The following is a 17,805-nucleotide window of genomic DNA, read 5'->3' as shown; positions in this document are numbered from 1 at the left end:
GGCTGCCCCGATTATTGGAAAGCGATGTAAGGCCCGATTGACCGTAAAGATCGAAGATGTAAAAAGTCGTAAGTTTTTTGTCGCTCAGGCGGCCAACAGTTCAACCAGGCTGTGTTCGGCGCGCAGCAGTCGCTCAGTCAGCGACGCAGCCATGGCCTGCACCGCGGTTTTATCCCGCGCCAGGGCGTGCGCTTCCAGGCAGCGCAACGTGGCGGCCAGACCGCAAAAGCCCATGGAATCGCTGCTGCCAGCCAGCCGATGGGCCAGGTGCGTCACCTCGGTACAGTCACCTGCCGCGACCGCTTCAAGCAGTGCCTGGCGCTGCTGGTGCAGCGCGTCACGCAGGCCGGCCAGCAGGCCTTGCAACTTTTGCGCGCCGAGCAGGGTGCGGTGGGTATCCAGCAAGTCGTGGTCCAGCCAGGTAGCCGTTGCCGGTTGCTGTTGCTGGTCCTGACCTGCCAGCGCCTGGCGCAGGTTGGCAAGCTTGAGCGGCTTGCCCAGCACGCCCTGCATGCCGGCATCCAGGTAAGCGCGCACCAGCCCCGGTTGGACACTGGCGGTCAGCGCCAGGATCCGCGTGCCTCGGTTGGGAGTATCGCCCGCACGCACCTGTCGGCACAGCGCCACGCCGCTGATGCCCGGCAGGTGCACATCCAGCAGCAGCAGGTCGAAGCGCCGCTGTGCGCACAGTTCAAGCCCCTGCTCGGCATCCTCGGCCAGCCACACCCGGTGGCCGTCGCGCTCCAGCAACCCGCGCACCACCTCACGGTTAAGCGCCACGTCCTCCACCACCAGAATGTCCAGCGGCGCCGTGCTTGCAACGCCAGCCGGCAGCGCCTCGGCCTGCTGCACGGCCTCAAGGTCGAGCTCGAACCAGAAGCAACTGCCCTCCCCCTCGCGGCTACGCACGCCGATCTGCCCGCCCATCTGTTCGACCAGGTGCTTGCTGATCGCCAGCCCCAGGCCCGTGCCGCCATAACGCCGCGCCACCGCCTCGCTGGCCTGGACGAAGCGGTCGAAGATCTTCGGCTGCATCGCTTCGCAGATACCGATGCCATCGTCGCTGACACTCAACCGCAGGTACTGGCGCCCGGCCTGCTCCCGCAGCACCTCTACCTCGACCAGGATCTCGCCGCCCTCGGTGAACTTGATCGCATTGGCCAGCAGGTTGCTCAGCACCTGGCGCAGATACTGCTCGGCACCGCGCTGGTGCGTGGCCAATCGTGGGTCGATGCGGCACAGCACCAGGCTGTCGTTGGCCAGGGCCCGGGGTTCGAGCAGCGTCAGCACTTCGTCGCACAACTGGCGCAGGGCGAAGCCGACGGTTTCCGGGTGGCTTTCGCCTTCTTCGAGCCTGGCGAAATACAGCACTTCGTTGAGGATGCCCAGCAGCCCTTCGCCGGCCTTGTACAGCGCCTCCAGGCGCTTGCGATCCTGCGCCGCCAACCCGGCGTCGCGCAGCAGTTCGGCCATGCCGAGGATGCCGTTGAGCGGCGTGCGCAGTTCGTGGCTCATGGTGGCGAGGAAGCGCGACTTGGCCAGGTTGGCCGCCTCGGCGTCGTCCTTGGCGCGTAGCAGGCTGGCGGTGCGGCGCTCGACCTGCTTCTGCAGCTCGTCGCGGTTGTCCTGCAGGGCCAGGCGATCGGTCTCGCGGCGCTCGATATCGCTGAGGATCGCCCGGCGCATATCGTCCAGCGCCAGTGCCACGCTGTCGATCTCGTCCGGGTACGCTGAGCGGCGCTTGTTCAGGCGCAGCGGTTCATGCCACTGCCCGGCACCGATGCGGCGGGCGAAGTCGGCCATCACCTGCAAGTGGCGGGTCACCAGCCGATAGAACAGCCCCGACAGCGCCAGCGCCAGCCCGCAGAGGAACACGCTCATCCACAGCAGGCTGGTCAGGCCGGTGGTGAACAGGCGGCGGTGCACCGCGCCAAGGTCGATGCTCACCTCAAGCTCGCCCAGATGGCGCACCGGCCCGGAAGGCGGCTGGAAATCCAGGGCAAAGCGCTCGACCCGCAGCGGCCCCGTTGGCGCCGGATCCCCTTGCTGCAAGGTAAAATCGTCGCTGTTCAGGCGCACCCGCGCCACATCGGAGAAGTCCACCAGCCCACGCAACTGCACGTTCAGCTGCTCCTGGTTCAGGTCCCACAGGCTGCGCTCGAGGCTGGCCAGGTAACCGGCACGAATCAGCTCCATGCGCCCATCGATGTCGCGCATTTCGCGGCGGTACTCGAAATACAGCTGCACACTGCTGGCCAGCACCGTGAAGCACAGGCTGAACAACAGGATGAACAGCAGCAGCCGACGCAGCAGGCCACCCGGTTGCAGGCGGGTCATGGCTGCCTGACCATGTCGCGGTAGGTGACCTCGCTTTCATGCAGCCAGCGTTCCAGCTCGCCAGCATCGGTCATTTTCTGCAACTGCTCGTCGATCTCGTTCATGTGCTCACTCAAGGGCGAGTGGCGCGACACCGCCACGCGCAGGTAGTCGACACTCAGCGCAGGCCCCAGCGCGACGATGTCCCGGGCACCGGGCAGGTGCTCGACGAACAGCTGGCCGGTGCGCCGCTCCTGGATCACGAAATCGATGCGCCCGCGCATCAGCTTGCCGAAGTTCTGCCCGCTGTCCGACACCCACTCGATGTTCTGGTGCCGCGCCACGAAACGGTCGAAGTCGGCGCCGTAACTTTCGCCGAACAACAGCCCGCCACGGTACTGGGCCAGGTCTTCGAGGGTTGCAAACTTCAGCGGCCGCTGACGATTGGCAAACACCGCCACCTCTTCGCGCAGCACCGGCACCGTGGAAAAGCGCATGGCCTGGGCGCGTTGCTCCGAGGCGTAAGCCAGCACCACATCCACCCGCCCTTCGGCGGCGTCCAGCAGGCACCGCTGCCAGTTGCCCAGCACCACCATCTCGACCCGGTAGCCCAGCCGCCCGAACAGCTCGCGCACCACCGTCGGCGCCAGGCCGCGCGGTTGCTTGCCATCGCTCCAGGACACCGGCGGGTAGACCGGGTAATCGCAGTAACGGACGACCTCGGCAGCCTGCAATGCGCCGCTCAGCAGCACCAACAGCAGGCCGAACAGGCGCCGGATCACGCGGCCACGCTGGCGGTGAACAGGTAGCCGGCGCCGTGGATGGTGATGATCAGCTCGGGTTCGGCGGGGTCGTCGTGCAGCTTGCGCCGCAGGCGCCCGACCAGCACGTCGATGGAACGGTCGTTGGGCACCCACTCGCGGTTGCGGATCTGGTCCATCAACTGGTCGCGGCTCAAGGTGTGGCCGCTGTTGCGCAGGAACACGCTGAGCAGCTGGAACTCACCGTGGGTCAGCAGGGTTTCGCCACCTTGCGCATCGATCAGGCGGCGGCGGTCGCAGTCCAGCGCCCATTCCCCGAACTGCTTGAGGGCGGCAGATGCCTGGGTGGCGGGCCGGGTGCCCTGGGCGTGGCGCACACGGCGGATCAGGTTCTTGGCCCGCGACACCAGCTCGCGGGGGTTAAGCGGCTTGCTCACGTAGTCGTCGGCGCCGCATTCCAGGCCGACAATGCGGTCGATGTCGTCGTTGCGGCCGGTGATCAGGATGATTCCCACCTCCGAACGCACCCGCAGCTCGCGGGTCAGGGTCAGGCCGTCCTTGCCGGGCAGGCGGATATCCAGCATCACCAGCTCCACCGGCTGCTCGGCCAGCAGCGCCTCGGCCTGTTCCGCGGTGGCGGCGCAGTGGACGGTATAGCCTTCCTGGGACAGGTAGGCCTGGAGCAAATCACGAATCAGCGGATCGTCGTCGACGATCAGTACCCGAGAGGTCATTGCGTTTGGTCCTGAGTCGCCCGTGGGCGTGTTTCTTATTAGAGTGGGCCAAGACTAGCGATTGCTGAACGGTCGATCAACAGCCCTCGACCGGCAGGGTGAAGCGTTGCCGACCGCCGGCTTGCAGGCCGTCGACCCAGGCTTCGCAGATCTGCACGCCCTGGGCCGGGGTGAAGGTGCCGGGGTTCAGGCCCGACTCCAGCCACAGGCCGTCGAGCAACGCGCTCAGGCTGATGGCGGCGAGGTCGGCGTCGAAGCGCTCCCACCCCTCCTCCCGTGCCAGTTCGCTGAGCAGGCTGCGCAGTTCGCGGCGGTATTCGCCGTAGGAGTGGTCGTGCACCTGGTTGATCGCCTCGGCGGTTTTCACCGCGCCCCAGAAGGCCAGCCAGGCGTCGAGCAGTTGCGGGTCGAGCAGTTCGGCGCTGAACGAGCCACGAAAGAACGCCGACAGGCGCTCGCGGGCGTTGGGCGCGACCTGGTCCATGGCCTCGCGCAGCAGCTGCATCACCCGGCCAGTGACGGCCATGTAGGCTTCGGCGACCAGTTCGTCCTTGCCGGAATAGTGATGGCTGATCAGGCCGACCGACACGCCGGCCTCGGCGGAGATCTTGCGGATCGAGGCGCCCTGGAAGCCATGGCGTTTCAGGCAGGCCAGGGTGGCCTCGACCAGATTGGCCTTGCGCAGTTCGGGCAGCATGCGGCTGAAGCGGGCTTCCTGGGACATGGGTGGGTCTCGTGGCGGGTGCAGTTGAACGACTGTATAGCAAGTCCGACAACTGGCGATACCCCGTGTACAAAAGCCATTAAGAGCCAATGTTTTGTGCTGCGTATCCTGGCCTCATCGCTGGCAAGCCAGCTCCCACCTCGACCGCGTTGACTTCAAGCCATGCGCATCCCCTGTGGGAGCTGGCTTGCCAGCGATGAGGCCAGCACAAGCACTGCAAGACAGTTGTTCAATCGCGATAGCCAGGCGCCACCTTGCCCAGCAAGCGCAACAATGCCGCCCAGGCCAACTGCATCGCGTCCGGATCGGCCAACTGCCCCTCCTGCAACGGCCGCCCGGGGTCATTGAACTGCCGTTCGGTGTGCGCGCACACCGCATGGGGCGGCAACACCAGCTTGCCGCTGGCCTGGGCGGCGAGCTGGATCTCGCAGGCTTTCTCCAGGTAGTACATGCGCATGAACGCCTCGCTCACGCTGCGCCCTACGGTCAGCAGCCCATGGTTACGCAGGATCATCACCGGCTGCTGCCCCAGGTCGGCCACCAGCCGCTGCTGCTCGCTCAGGTCCAGCGCCACGCCTTCATAGTCGTGGTAGGCGACCTTGCCGTAGAACTCCATCGAGATCTGGTTCACCGGCAGCAACCCGCATTCCAGCGCCGCCACCGCGCAACCGGCGCGGGTATGGGTGTGCAGCACGCACTGCGCATCTTCCCGGGCGCCATGGATGGCGCTGTGGATCACGAAACCCGCCGGGTTCACCGGATAAGGCGAAGGCTCGACGGCATGGCCGTGCAGGTCGATCTTCACCAGGTTGGAAGCGGTGATTTCATCGAACATCAAGCCGTAGGGGTTGATCAGGAAATGATGCTCGGGGCCCGGCAGGCGCACCGAGATATGGGTGAAGATCAGGTCGGTCATGCGAAAGTGCGCGATCAGCCGGTAGCAGGCCGCCAGCTCCTCGCGCAGGTGTTGTTCGGTAGGCATGGTCACGGGTTCCAGGTTTATGAGGGGTGGCTGGAGAGTAGAAGACTGTCCAGCCGCGATGGGTTACTTGCTCGCCGCCCAGGCGTTGAAGCGTTCTTCCAGCTCTTCGCCATGGTCGACCCAGAACTCGACGTTCATAGCCAGGGCGCCTTCGAGGTTCTGCTTCGAGGTCGGTACCCACTTGGCCAGCTCCGGCGCCAGCGCGGCAGCTGCCTGGGTGTTGGTCGGGCCGTAGGGAATCTGTTCGACGTAACGCACCTGTGCCTCGGGCTGGTTGGTGTAGGCGATCAGCCGCTCGGCCTGCTGCACATGTTGCGAGCCCTTGATGATCGCCCAATAGTCCATGCCGTATAGACTGCCGGGCCACACCAGCGCCAGCGGGCTGCCGTTCTGTGCGGCGGCGGCGATGCGGCCGCTGTAGGTCGAGGTCATCACCACGTCGCCGGCGGTCAGCCATTGCGGCGGCTGGGCGCCCGCCTCCCACCACTGGATGCTGGGCTTGAGCTGGCTCAGCTTGGCGAACGCACGATCAACGCCTGCCGGGGTGGCCAGCACCTTGTACACGTCCTCTACCTTGACCCCGTCAGCCAGCAGGGCGAACTCCAGGTTGTACACCGCGCGTTTGCGCAGGCCGCGCTTGCCCGGGTACTTCTTCACATCCCAGAAGTCGGCCCAGGAAGTCGGCGCCTGGGCCAGCTTGTCGCGGTCGTAGGCGATCGCCACGCTCCACACCAGCGCCGCCGAACCGCATTCCTGCGCGGCGTCGGCGATCAGCTGGTCCTTGTGGCCCAGCTTGTTCCAGTCCAGCCGCTCGTACATGCCTTCATCACAACCGCGCAGCAGGTCGGGCCCTTCGATCTGCACCACGTCCCAGTCGACACTGCCGGTGTCGACCATGACCTTGATCCGCGCCATCTCGCCGTTGTACTCGGTCTGGATCAGCTTGCTCTTGTCCTGGGCGCTGAACGGCTGGAACAACGCCACGTCCTGGGCCTTCTGCCCGGCACCGCCATAGCCCACCACGACCATGTCCGACCCCGCCTGGGCGCTGCCCAGGCCAAGCCACAACAGCACCGCGTACAACCCGGGTTTTCGTGCAAAAGCGCTCATCGATGGACCCTCTTTGTTGTTTTTGTGAGGTTCGCCCCTGAGGCGGGGGTGCTGTCGAAACTAGACAACGGCCAGTAAAAAAACAAGTTGATTTTTTACTGTTGGTACACTTTTATAAGAAAAAAACAACTACACCCCGCTGGAGCCTGCCCGTATGTCGACCGCCTTCACGCACCTGTTCGAACCGCTGCAGCTCCGTGGCAAGCGCCTGAAAAACCGCATCATGTCCAGCGGCCACGACACCTCAATGCCCACCGACAACCTGGTCAACGAGCGGCTGATCGCCTATCACAAGGCCCGTGCCGAGGGCGGTGTCGGGCTGATCGTGCTGCAGGTGGCCGGGGTGCATGACAGCGCCCGCTACACCTCCCATGTGCTGATGGCCACCGACGATGCCTGCATCGACGGCTACCGGCGCCTGGCCGAGGTGTGCCACGCCCAGGGCACCGTGGTGCTGTCGCAGATCTTCCACCCGGGCCGCGAAATCATGGAGTCCGCCGACGGCCTGCTGGCGGTCGCCTATAGCGCCTCCGCCGTGCCCAACGAGCGCTTCCGGGTGATGCCGCGCGAGCTCGACCAACTGATGATCGACGAGATCGTCGCCGGCTACGCGGCTGCGGCGCGGCGCCTGCACCAGGCCGGCATCGACGGGGTCGAAGTGGTCGCCAGCCACGGCTACCTGCCCGCGCAGTTCATCAACCCGCGGGTCAACCGCCGCAGCGACGGTTACAACGGCGGCCTGGAACAGCGCCTGCGCTTTTTACGCGAGATCCTTGCCGCCGTACGCGCCGCCACTGACGAGCAGTTCATCGTCGGCCTGCGCATCAGCGCCGACGAACGCGATGCCGAGGGCCTTACCGAGGACGAATCGCTGGCCGCCGTGCAGGCCCTGCAAGCGAGCCTGGACTACGTGCATATCGTCGCCGGCAGCTCCGCGTCGCTGGGCGGCGCAATCCATATCGTCCCGCCGATGGCCATCGAGGCGGCGTACCTGGCCCGCGAAGCCGGCACCTTCAAGTCGCGCCTGCAGATACCGCTGTTCGTCACTGGCCGGATCAACCAGCCCCAGGAAGCCGAACTGATCCTCGCCCGTGGCCAGGCCGATGTATGCGGCATGACCCGCGCGCTGATCTGCGACCCGCAGATGCCGAACAAGACCGACAGCGGCCGCGCCGAGGATGTGCGCGCCTGCATCGCCTGCAACCAGGCCTGCATCGGCCACTTCCATCGCGGGCTGCCGATCTCCTGCATCCAGCACCCGGAAACCGGGCGCGAACAGCAGTACGGCAACTTGCCCCCGGCCAGCGTGCGCAAGCGGGTCATGGTGGTGGGTGGCGGCCCCGCCGGCATGAAGGCCGCCGCCGTGGCGGCGGCACGCGGGCACCAGGTGACGCTGTATGAGGCCAGCGCGCAACTGGGCGGCCAGGTGCTGCTGGCGCAGCTGCTGCCCCGGCGCAGCGAGTTCGGCGGCGCCAGCACCAACCTGCAACGGGAGATGCAACTGGCCGGGGTTGAGGTGGTGCGCAATACCCGCGTCGACCGCGCCCTGGTCGAACGCGAACGCCCGGACGCGGTGATCGTCGCCACCGGTGCCGAGCCGTACTGGCCGGCGTTCGAGCGTGGCGGCGAGCTGCAGGTGGTCGATGCCTGGCAAGTGCTGCGCGACCAGGTGAAGCTCGGCCGTTCGGTACTGGTGGTGGACTGGCGCTGCGACTGGATCGGCCCCGGCATCGCCGAGCGCCTGGTGCGCGCCGGGCACCAGGTGCAGCTGGCGGTCAACGGCACCCATTGCGGCGAGAGCCTGCCGCTGTACGTGCGCGACCAACTGGCCGGCGAGCTGCACAAGCTGGGCATCCCAATCACGCCCTATGCCCGCTTGTATGGCTGCGACGACAACAGCGTCTACCTGCAGCACACCGCCAGCGGCGAGGCGATGATCTTCGAAGGCATCGACACCCTGGTACTGTGCCAGGGCCATCAGCCGGTCGACACCCTGGCCGAGCAGATCAAGGACCTCACCCAGGTGCAGCGCATCGGCGACTGCCTGGCCCCGCGCACTGCCGAGGAAGCAATCCATGAAGGGTTGAAGGTCGCCGCCGCCTTGTGAGCCTGTTTATACTCCGGGACTTTGCAGGGCCGACTGGAAACCGCCATGAATCGCCATATTGCCAAAGCGCCGCCACCTGCCGAGGACGGCAGCCCCGCGCCGCAGTTTCTCGGCACCCGCATCCGCGGCCTGCGCAAGCGCCGCGGCATGACCCTGGCCGAGCTGGCCGAACAGAGCGGGCTGACCGCCGGCTACATCAGCCAGCTGGAGCGCAACCTGTCCTACCCGTCGATCCCGGCGCTGTTCAACATCGCCCGCACCCTGGGCGTGACCATCCAATGGTTCTTTGCCAGCGAAGCGGTCACTGCCCCGGAAGATGAGGGCTATGTGGTGCGCAGGAACAGCCGGCTGAGCGTGCATTACGAAGACGGCATCGTCGACCAGCTGCTCACCCCGCAGCCCAGCCGCGAGCTGGAAATGCTGCATTCGCGCTTCCCGCCGGGCACCTACAGCGAGCAAAGCTACAGCCATGACGGCGAAGAGGCCGGCTACCTGCTGTGCGGGACCTTCGAGCTGTGGGTAGGCGAGCGTCACTTCCAGCTGAGCGAAGGCGACAGCTTCAGTTTTTCCAGCCAGGAGCCGCACCGTTACGGCAACCCCGGCGACGTCGATGCGGTGGTGATCTGGGTGATCACCCCACCGACTTTCTGAGCCCAGCACAAGAACAACACAAGGTGCCGCCCCATGACCGACCTGATCCTGCACGAACTCGACGAAGGCCTGCTGACCCTGCGCCTGAACCGCCCGGACAAGCTCAATGCGCTGACCAACGCCATGTACACCCGGCTGGCCGAGTTGTTCGAGGCGGCCAACGACGACCCGCAGGTCGAGGTGATCGTGTTGACCGGCAGCGCCGAGTGCTTCACCGCCGGCAACGACCTGCCGGACTTTCTCGACCAGCCGCCCACCGACCTGAACAGCCCGGTGTTCCGCATGATGTGGGCGGTGCTGGCGCTGGACAAGCCGCTGATCGCGGCGGTTGCGGGCCCGGCGATCGGTATCGGTACCACCCTGCTGCTGCATTGCGACCAGGTGTTGGTCACCCGCGATACCAAGCTGCGCACGCCGTTCGTGCCGTTGGGCGTATGCCCGGAGTTCGGCGCCAGCCTGTTGCTGCCACGCCTGCTGGGGCACGCGCGGGCCGCGCAGGTGTTGCTGTGCAGCCAGTTGCTCAGTGGCGAGCAGGCCGTGCAATGGGGGCTGGCGACCGAGCTGCTGGAGGATGGCGCACAATGCCAGGCCGCCGCCGTGAAACTGGCCCGACGCCTGCAGCGCCTGCCCAGCGATGCCCTGCGCATCAGCAAGCAATTGCTCAAGGATGCCCATCGCCAGGAGCTGGCGGCGACGGTTGAGCGTGAAGGCCTGGCGTTCATCGCCCGCCTGCAGACGCCCGAGGCGAAAGCGGCGTTGCGGGCGATGGTCAAAGGATGACCACACAATGAATTTGCACCTCCCCTGTAGGAGCGGCCTTGTGTCGCGAAAGGGCTGCAGCGCGGCCCCAGGATTTCAGCGTAAAAACAGAAATCGCGGGGCTCAAGACCTGCACTCTGCCTGTGGGAGCGGCGGTTCGCCGCTGCGATTTACCCGCGAAGATGACACCTCGGTGCCTGGCACGGGCTACGCCCGTGTTCGCGGGTGAACCCGCTCCCACAGGGATCGCGCAGTTGTTGGAATGGCGAGCAAGACAGTTGCCGCCATCTGGCCACGCTGACCTCAAGCAATGCAAGCAAGGGCGGCATGGCAGCCCCGTGTCAAAAACAAACCAGACGTACCTTTACGGAGACCTGAATGCTGCGTGTGTTCGAGCGATGGCTAGACCCCTTCCCACCCGATGAAGTCCCACCGCCACCGGTAGGCCTGCTGCGTTTCCTGTGGGCCTGCACCCGCGGCGCCCGCGGCTACATCCTCGCCCTTGCGCTGTTCAGTGCCGGCGTATCGATCTACGAAGCCTGGTTGTTCTCCTTCCTCGGCCAGGTGGTCGACCTGCTCCCGGCCTGGCAGGCGGGCACCGCCGCAAGCGGTGAAGAAAGCCGCGTGCTGTGGGGCATCGGCCTGGTGCTGCTGGCCAGTATCGGGCTGGTGGCGCTGCGCACCCTGATGCAGCACCAGGTGCTGGCGATCAACCTGCCGCTGCGTCTGCGTTGGGACTTCCACCGCCTGATGCTGCGCCAGAGCCTGTCCTTCTTCTCCGATGAATTCTCCGGCCGGGTCACCACCAAGGTGATGCAGACCGCGCTGGCGGTGCGCGAGGTGCTGTTCACCTTCATCGAGATCATTCCCGGCATCGGCGTGTACTTCATCGCGATCATCGCCCTGGCCGGCGGTTTCGCCCTGCAGCTGATGCTGCCGTTCATGGCCTGGCTGGTGCTGTTCGGGCTGGCGATGCTGTACTTCGTGCCGCGCCTGGGCCAAGTCGGCCAGGAGCAGGCCCATGCGCGCTCGTCGATGACCGGGCGTATCTCCGATGCCTACACCAACATCACCACCGTGAAGCTGTTCTCGCACTCCAAGCGCGAAGCGCACTTCGCCCGCGCGGCCATGGAAGACTTCAAGCTCACCGGCTTTCGCCAGATGCGCCTGGTCAGCCAGTTCGAGATCGTCAACCAGGCGCTGGTGGTCGCCCTGATTCTCGGTGCCGGCGGCTACGCCCTGTGGCTGTGGCACCAGGGCCAGGTCGGCGCCGGCGCCGTGGCGGCGATCACCGCCATGGCGCTGCGCATCAATGGCATGTCGCACTGGATCATGTGGCAGATGACCTCGCTGTTCGAGAACATCGGCACCGTGCAGGACGGCATGGCTACCCTCACCCGCGGCCCCAAGGTGCAGGATGCGCCGAACGCTGGCGTGCTTGAGACCCGCGGCGGTGCGGTGAGCTTCGACAAGGTGAGCTTCAACTATGGCGGCGAACGCCAGGTGCTCGACGACCTCACCCTGCACATCCGCCCCGGCGAAAAAGTCGGGCTGGTGGGCCGTTCGGGTGCCGGCAAGTCCACGCTGATCAACCTGCTGCTGCGCTTCTACGACGTCAACAGCGGCACGATCCGCATCGACGGGCAGGACATCGCCGAGGTCACCCAGGACAGCCTGCGCAGCGCCATCGGCATGGTCACCCAGGACACCTCGCTGCTGCACCGCTCCATCCGCGACAACATCGCCTATGGCCGCCCCGAGGCGACCGATGCACAGATCCGCAGCGCCGCCGCCAATGCCCAGGCCGATGGTTTCATCAGCCAGCTCAGCGACAAGCAAGGCCACAGCGGCTACGACACCCTGGTGGGTGAGCGCGGCATCAAGCTGTCCGGCGGCCAGCGCCAGCGCGTGGCCATCGCCCGGGTGATGCTCAAGAACGCCCCGATCCTGCTGCTGGACGAGGCCACCAGCGCGCTGGATTCGGAGGTCGAAGTGGCCATCCAGGAAAGCCTCGACGAGATGATGCAAGGCAAGACCGTCATCGCCATCGCCCATCGGCTGTCCACCATCGCGGCCATGGATCGGCTGATCGTCATGGACGAGGGGCGCATTGTCGAGCAAGGCACCCATGCCGAACTGCTGGGCAAGAACGGCACCTATGCACGGCTGTGGCAGCACCAGAGCGGCGGGTTCCTGGGCGAGGACCAAGGGGTGGTCGAGAGCGTGGAGTAGGCCTGGCGGGGGGCTGCGTTGCCCCCCACCGGCCAATCAGGTGCGGAACCGTCGCACCAGCGTATCCAGCTCATTCGACAAGCCCGCCAGGCTTTGCGAATCCTGCCGCGCCGCCTGGGCCAGTTCGGCCACCAATTGCGCATCGCCGTGAATCTGGCTGATGTGCCGGTTGATGTCCTCGGCCACCTGGTGCTGCTCTTCGGCCGCCGTGGCGATTTGCGTGTTCATGTCGCGGATGACGTCCACCGACTCGCGGATCTGGCCAAAGCTGTCACGGGCCAGGCCGATGCGGCTGACCGACTGCTGCGAGACTTCCAGGCTGGCGTGCATCTGCTCGGCGACCTGCGCGGTACGGCTGGCCAGGTTGCCCAGCAGGCCGTCGATCTCTGCGGTGGAGTCGGCGGTGCGCTTGGCCAGCGCCCGCACCTCGTCGGCAACCACCGCGAAACCCCTGCCCTGCTCGCCGGCACGGGCCGCTTCGATCGCCGCATTGAGGGCCAGCAGGTTGGTCTGTTCGGCAATTGAACGGATCGTGCCGAGGATCGACTGGATGGCATTGCTGTCGCGCTCCAGTTGCTGGATCGACTGGGCCGACTGCTCGATCTCCTGGCTCAGCCGATCGACGCTGTGCACCGCGGCGTCGATCTGCTGCTGGCCGTCACGGGCCTGCTGCTGGCCGCTGTCGGCCGATTGCGCGGCCTGGCTGCACGAACGCGCAACTTCATTGGCCGTGGCGACCATCTCATGGAAGGCGGTGGACACCATGTCCACCGCTTCACGCTGGCGCCCGGCAGCCTCGGCCATGTCATGGGCAACACGTGTCGAGCTGTTGGAGGTGCTGAGGATCTTGCCGGCGGCCGCACCGATGTGCTGGATCAGGCTGCGGATGGCACCGAGGAACTGGTTGAACCAGTTGGCCAACTGCGCCGTTTCGTCACGGCCACGGATGTCCAGGTTGCGGGTCAGGTCGCCCTCGCCCTGGGCGATGTCCTCCAGGCCTTGGCTGACATTGTTGATCGGGCGCACGATCAGGTTGGCGAACGCGGTACCGACAACCGCGAATACCGCAGCCAGCAGCAGCGCGATAGCGCCAATCAGCCAGCTCAGGCGCGAGGTGCTGCGCATCACTTCGTCGTGGCGGGTCAGGCCGATGAAGGTCCAGCCCAACTGCTCGTCAGGATAGATGTTGGCCATGAAGCGCTCGCCATTGATCTCGACCTCGCGCAGGCCTTTGCCGGCCTTGGCCAGGTCGGCGTAGCCATCGCCGAAACTGGCAAGCTGTTTGAAGTTGTGGCGGGCATCACGGGGGTCGACCATCACGTTGCCGTTGTTCTCCACCAGCATCACGTAGCCACTGTCGCCCAGTTTGATCTGCTTGAGGATCTCGGTCAGCCCTTTGAGCGACACGTCGATGCTGACCACGCCGCCCGGGTTGCCCAGCGGGTTGGCGACGGCGCGCACGATGCTGACCTGCACGGTGTCATCGGCGGCCCAGTAATAGGGCGCCGTGCGCAAGGTCTTGCCGGGGTTGGCGATTGCCAGCTGATACCAGGGGCGCTGGCGCGGATCGTAGTCGGCGAAGTCCTTCACGGCGGGCCACCCCACGTAACCACCGTCTGCCAGCCCATAGGAAACGTAGGCATAGCTGGGGTGGGCGTCCGCCAGATGGGTCATGAACTGGAAAATCTGCTGGTCCCGGGCGCCAAGCTCATTGCCGGTGCTGGCGCCCAGGTACTTGTTGACCTCACTGCCCGTGGCCGTGACCAAAGGTTGCGCGGCCAGGTAGTTGACGTTCTGCTCGATGCCCTGGAAGAACAGGCTCATCGCATTGCCTACCTGGCGAATTTCCCGCGTGCTGTTGTCGACGAAATTCTCTCGCGCCTCACCACGCAGGTTGAGGACAACCAGCATGGCAACCAGGCTTATCGGTATCACTGCGATCCCGGCAAAGGACCACATCAGCTTGTGCTTAATGTTCATTCATCCCCCTTGAACCCGCGCAACGTTCACCCGGCAATGGCCGTCGTTAGTGGGTCGCCATCTGGCGAGCATTGGTTTTTTCGCGACGCTGGTAGGCCAGCAGCAAGCCGGCGTACCAGAACGGCATGACGTAAAGCGCAGTGCGGGTATCAGGCTCCAGGGCCAGCAAACACAGGACGAACAACAAAAAGACCTGCGACAGCGCTGCGCAGGCCTTGCCGCCCGGGAGCTTGAAGGTGGATCGCTGGTGGGCCTGCGGGTTCTGCCGGCGGTAGGCAAAGTAAGCCATCAGGATCAGTGACCAGGTGACGATGATCATCACTGCCGAAATGGTCGACACCAGGGTGAACACCGTCATGACTTCCGGGATCACGAACAGCAGCGTCAAGGCCAGGGCCATGCACACACCCGAGAACATCAGCGCACGGACGGGCGTGCCCGTGCCCGACAAGCGCCCGAATGCCAAGGGTGCCTGGCGCTGATGGGACAGGCCGTAGAGCATCCGCGACCCCGAATACACGCCACTGTTGGCCGATGACGCCGCCGAGGTGAGCACAACAAAATTGATGATGCCGGCAGCGGCCGGAAGCCCGCCCAGCAGGAACAGCTCGACGAACGGGCTGCGATTGGCGGGAACGTTGGCCCATGACACCACACTGATGATGCACGCCAGCGCCGCGACATAGAAAAGCAGGATACGCACCGGGATGGTGTTGATGGCCTTGGGCAGGGTTTTCTCCGGGTTCTTTGCCTCGGCGGCGGCAGTGCCGACCAGTTCAGTGCCGACGAACGAAAAAATCGCGATCTGAAAGCCCGCCAGGAAGCCCAGGATGCCGTGGGGCATGACCACGCCCGGGGCGACCAGGTGGCTGAAGGACGCCGTCACCCCCGCTGGCGATGTGTAGGCAGTGGCAACCATTACCAGCCCGGTGATCACCAACAGCACGATGGCAACGACCTTGATCAGCCCGAACCAGAACTCGACCTCGCCGAACGCCTTGACCGCGAGCATGTTGAGGCCCAACAGCAGGAACATCGTGGCAAAGGCCGGCAGCCAGGTGGGCAGATCGGGGTACCAGTACTGCATGAAGCCCGCCACCACAACCACATCACCCACGGCCGCCACCACCCAGCTGAGCCAGTAGGACCAGCTGAGAATGTACCCGGCGCGTGGCCCCAGATAGTGGTGCACGAGGTCGGCGAACGAGCCCATTTCGAGGTTGGCGAGGAGCATCTCGCCCATCGCCCGCATGATGCAGAAAACGAAGAAGCCGATGATCGCGTACACCAGGATGATCGAGGTGCCCGACAGCGCGATGATCTTGCCTGAGCCCATGAACAGGCCGGTGCCTATGGCGCCACTGATCGAGATGAGTTGGATGTGGCGATTCTCCAGCCGCCGCTTGAGCACACGGCCATCTTCTGCTGTCGCGTCAGGCGCGTCACAGGTGTGTTGCATCATTAACCTCTTATTCTTTTTTAGGTAAAACCTGGTCTTTAACCACACCCGTGTAAAACTGGCACGCACGTACAGTTCTCTTGAGCACTTGAAAGTTGCAAGACAGGGATGGAAAACCACACAAACGACAATAAAAATCCAGTGAACTGTTTCACCGGACTGGCTAGCTTTTTGAAACTCGTAACTATTGATCCGACTTATTCTGCCAGTCGACCTGGCCAAGCGGAACATAACAAACTGCGCACACCGCACCCCGCTTCATACAGAGTGCCAGCCTCGGCTGACAGAGTGCACAGTGGCACGGCCGGAACCTGCAGGCCGGGTGATCACATTTTGAACGTGGACAGCAAAATGCTGGTTTCAGTGTTCTCGATATGGGGGATCGAGCGAATGGAGTTCAACACCCGGTCAAAGCCTTCCAGCGTGTCGGCACGCAGTTCCGCCATCAGGTCCCAGCGGCCGTTGGTGGTGTGGATGGCGACCACATTGGGGTGCCCCCGCAGCGCACGCTTGACCTCGGCAGCATGGTGGCCACTGATGGCGATGCTGGTGATTGCCCTTACCCCTTGCTCGGGAGCATCCGACCGCAGGCGGATGGTGTAACCCAGAATCACGCCCTGTTCTTCCAGCTTGGTGATCCTGTTCTGCACCGTTGCCCTGGCGACCCCCAGTTTTTTCGCGAGCGTCAGGACTGGCGTGCGCGCATTGTCCCTCAGCAGCGCGACCAGCGCCCGATCAATATTATCCATGTTGAATACCAGGCTGTTCAGATTGTCATTCGAGGGGCGCAGATTGTGTAGAAGTCTTTCAAAACTGGCAACCTGCATGCTTCATATTGACGCCTTCTTTCATCACAATTTTCCGGCAGTTGATATTGCACACCCGGCGATTAAAACGCGCTTGCCAAGTGCACTGTTTAATTGACACCCCCGACACGCTCGGACTTGATTCGTGCCTTGGGTGCATTTCCATTAAAACGAACCCGACGCGCAGCCGATCTTGCTGCACGCACTCAACCCCGGTAATAACAAGATGGCATTTCCAATACGTTCGATTCAGGCACCTGCGGCAGTGGTCATGGTCCGGCCACATGCCTTTACCCCCAACCCGGAAACCGCAGCAGACAACGCCTTCCAGAGCGCCAACCCTGACATCGCCACGGCAACCCTCGCCGAAGTGGCGCGTGACGAAGTCACCCAGGCGGCGCAGCGGCTCATGGCCGAGGGTGTGCGGGTTCACCTGTTCGATGACCTGGGCGAGCACGACACCCCTGACTCGGTGTTCCCCAACAACTGGTTCTCCACCCACCCGGGTGGCCATGTCGCCATCTACTCGATGTACTCGAAGAACCGTCGCAGCGAGCGCCGGGCCGATGTCATCGAGATGCTCAAGCACGAGTACCGGGTGCAGGACGTGATCGACTACTCGGGCCTGGAGCAAGACGAGCTGTTCCTGGAGGGTACGGGTGCGATGGTGTTCGACCACTTGTCCAGGGTCGCCTACACCGCGCGCTCGAACCGCGCCGACCCGATAGCCCTCGAGCGGTTCAGCACCCACTTCAATTTCGAGCCGATGGTGTTCGATACGGCGGATGAAAAAGGCTCGCCGATCTACCACACCAACGTGCTGATGTGCGTGGCGACCGAGTTCGCCCTGGTGGGGTTCGACACCTTCACCAACAAGGCGCGGGCCGAAGAGGTACGCATGCGCTTGATCGAATCCGGCCGAGACGTGATTGACCTGACCAACCAACAGATCAACGAGTTCGCGGGCAACGCCATCGAGCTGTCCGGGCGGGATGGGCGGCTTCTTGCGCTGTCACGCCGAGCACTCAACAGCCTCACGGCCGAGCAGCGGCAACGCATAGAGCGCTCGGCGCGGCTGGTACCACTGGACGTGCCGACGATCGAAATGGCGGGTGGCTCGGTGCGCTGCATGATCGCGGGCATTCATCTTTCGCCTCGCCAATAGGGCCCAGCGCGAGCTGTCG

General features: G+C 64.7%; 14 protein-coding genes and 1 pseudogene. 5 read left to right on the top strand and 10 right to left on the bottom strand.

Annotated features, from left to right (window positions below; translation table 11 throughout):
* Positions 1–84: 84 nt before the first annotated feature.
* The 6 genes from ACQ4N9_RS15375 to ACQ4N9_RS15350 form a co-directional block, all read right to left on the bottom strand.
* Positions 85–2,337, bottom strand: a complete 2,253-nt coding sequence (locus ACQ4N9_RS15375; RefSeq protein ID WP_390969913.1) for an ATP-binding protein — start codon at positions 2,335–2,337, stop codon at positions 85–87.
* Complete coding sequence (locus ACQ4N9_RS15370) at positions 2,334–3,095, bottom strand: substrate-binding periplasmic protein (protein ID WP_390969981.1); 762 nt, start codon at positions 3,093–3,095, stop codon at positions 2,334–2,336. The genes ACQ4N9_RS15375 and ACQ4N9_RS15370 overlap by 4 nt, the downstream gene beginning before the upstream one ends.
* Positions 3,095–3,811, bottom strand: a complete 717-nt coding sequence (locus ACQ4N9_RS15365) for a response regulator (protein WP_232884501.1) — start codon at positions 3,809–3,811, stop codon at positions 3,095–3,097. Before ACQ4N9_RS15365 ends, ACQ4N9_RS15370 begins: the two co-directional genes overlap by 1 nt.
* Before the next feature lie 76 nt (positions 3,812–3,887).
* Entirely contained in the window at positions 3,888–4,535 is a 648-nt protein-coding gene (locus tag ACQ4N9_RS15360) for a TetR family transcriptional regulator C-terminal domain-containing protein (protein WP_390969911.1), read from the bottom strand.
* Between the two features lie 229 nt (positions 4,536–4,764).
* The gene (locus tag ACQ4N9_RS15355) at positions 4,765–5,517 is read right to left on the bottom strand and encodes a class II aldolase/adducin family protein (protein ID WP_390969909.1); all 753 of its coding nucleotides are present in this window, start codon (positions 5,515–5,517) and stop codon (positions 4,765–4,767) included.
* 63 nt (positions 5,518–5,580) lie between these two features.
* Entirely contained in the window at positions 5,581–6,627 is a 1,047-nt protein-coding gene (locus ACQ4N9_RS15350; protein WP_390969907.1) for an ABC transporter substrate-binding protein, read from the bottom strand.
* Positions 6,628–6,781: 154 nt separating this feature from the next.
* On the opposite strand from ACQ4N9_RS15350, the gene ACQ4N9_RS15345 reads away from it, so the two are divergent.
* The 4 genes from ACQ4N9_RS15345 to ACQ4N9_RS15330 all read left to right on the top strand — a co-directional run bounded on the left by ACQ4N9_RS15345 (position 6,782) and on the right by ACQ4N9_RS15330 (position 12,376).
* On the top strand, positions 6,782–8,734 hold the full coding sequence (locus ACQ4N9_RS15345) for an FAD-dependent oxidoreductase (RefSeq protein ID WP_390969905.1): 1,953 nt from the start codon (positions 6,782–6,784) through the stop codon (positions 8,732–8,734).
* 45 nt (positions 8,735–8,779) lie between these two features.
* Positions 8,780–9,385: a cupin domain-containing protein gene (locus tag ACQ4N9_RS15340; protein ID WP_110992860.1), complete on the top strand. Its 606-nt coding sequence runs from the start codon at positions 8,780–8,782 to the stop codon at positions 9,383–9,385.
* 33 nt (positions 9,386–9,418) lie between these two features.
* Positions 9,419–10,165, top strand: coding sequence for an enoyl-CoA hydratase-related protein (locus tag ACQ4N9_RS15335; RefSeq protein ID WP_258642000.1), 747 nt, complete (start codon positions 9,419–9,421; stop codon positions 10,163–10,165).
* Positions 10,166–10,522: 357 nt separating this feature from the next.
* Complete coding sequence (locus tag ACQ4N9_RS15330) at positions 10,523–12,376, top strand: ABC transporter ATP-binding protein (protein ID WP_390969903.1); 1,854 nt, start codon at positions 10,523–10,525, stop codon at positions 12,374–12,376.
* A 36-nt stretch (positions 12,377–12,412) separates the two neighbouring features.
* Here ACQ4N9_RS15330 and ACQ4N9_RS15325 read toward each other — a convergent pair whose 3' ends face one another.
* The 4 genes and pseudogenes from ACQ4N9_RS15325 to ACQ4N9_RS15310 form a co-directional block, all read right to left on the bottom strand.
* The gene (locus ACQ4N9_RS15325; RefSeq protein ID WP_390969980.1) at positions 12,413–13,141 is read right to left on the bottom strand and encodes a methyl-accepting chemotaxis protein; all 729 of its coding nucleotides are present in this window, start codon (positions 13,139–13,141) and stop codon (positions 12,413–12,415) included.
* Positions 13,142–13,270: 129 nt separating this feature from the next.
* Positions 13,271–14,200: pseudogene (locus ACQ4N9_RS15320) on the bottom strand (cache domain-containing sensor histidine kinase); the annotation flags it as partial.
* Positions 14,201–14,402: 202 nt separating this feature from the next.
* A complete protein-coding gene (locus tag ACQ4N9_RS15315; RefSeq protein ID WP_322360505.1) occupies positions 14,403–15,815 on the bottom strand; it encodes an amino acid permease in 1,413 nt (470 codons plus the stop codon).
* 326 nt (positions 15,816–16,141) lie between these two features.
* The gene (locus ACQ4N9_RS15310; RefSeq protein ID WP_110992856.1) at positions 16,142–16,564 is read right to left on the bottom strand and encodes an Lrp/AsnC family transcriptional regulator; all 423 of its coding nucleotides are present in this window, start codon (positions 16,562–16,564) and stop codon (positions 16,142–16,144) included.
* A 283-nt stretch (positions 16,565–16,847) separates the two neighbouring features.
* Here ACQ4N9_RS15310 and ctlX point away from each other — a divergent pair, with 283 nt between their 5' ends.
* Complete coding sequence (gene ctlX / locus ACQ4N9_RS15305; RefSeq protein ID WP_430933189.1) at positions 16,848–17,786, top strand: citrulline utilization hydrolase CtlX; 939 nt, start codon at positions 16,848–16,850, stop codon at positions 17,784–17,786.
* Positions 17,787–17,805: the final 19 nt, after the last annotated feature.

This window comes from Pseudomonas sp. ES1 (genome assembly GCF_050586605.1).
In the GTDB taxonomy this organism is placed as follows: domain Bacteria; phylum Pseudomonadota; class Gammaproteobacteria; order Pseudomonadales; family Pseudomonadaceae; genus Aquipseudomonas; species Aquipseudomonas sichuanensis.
This window is presented reverse-complemented; position numbering and strand designations above follow the sequence as displayed.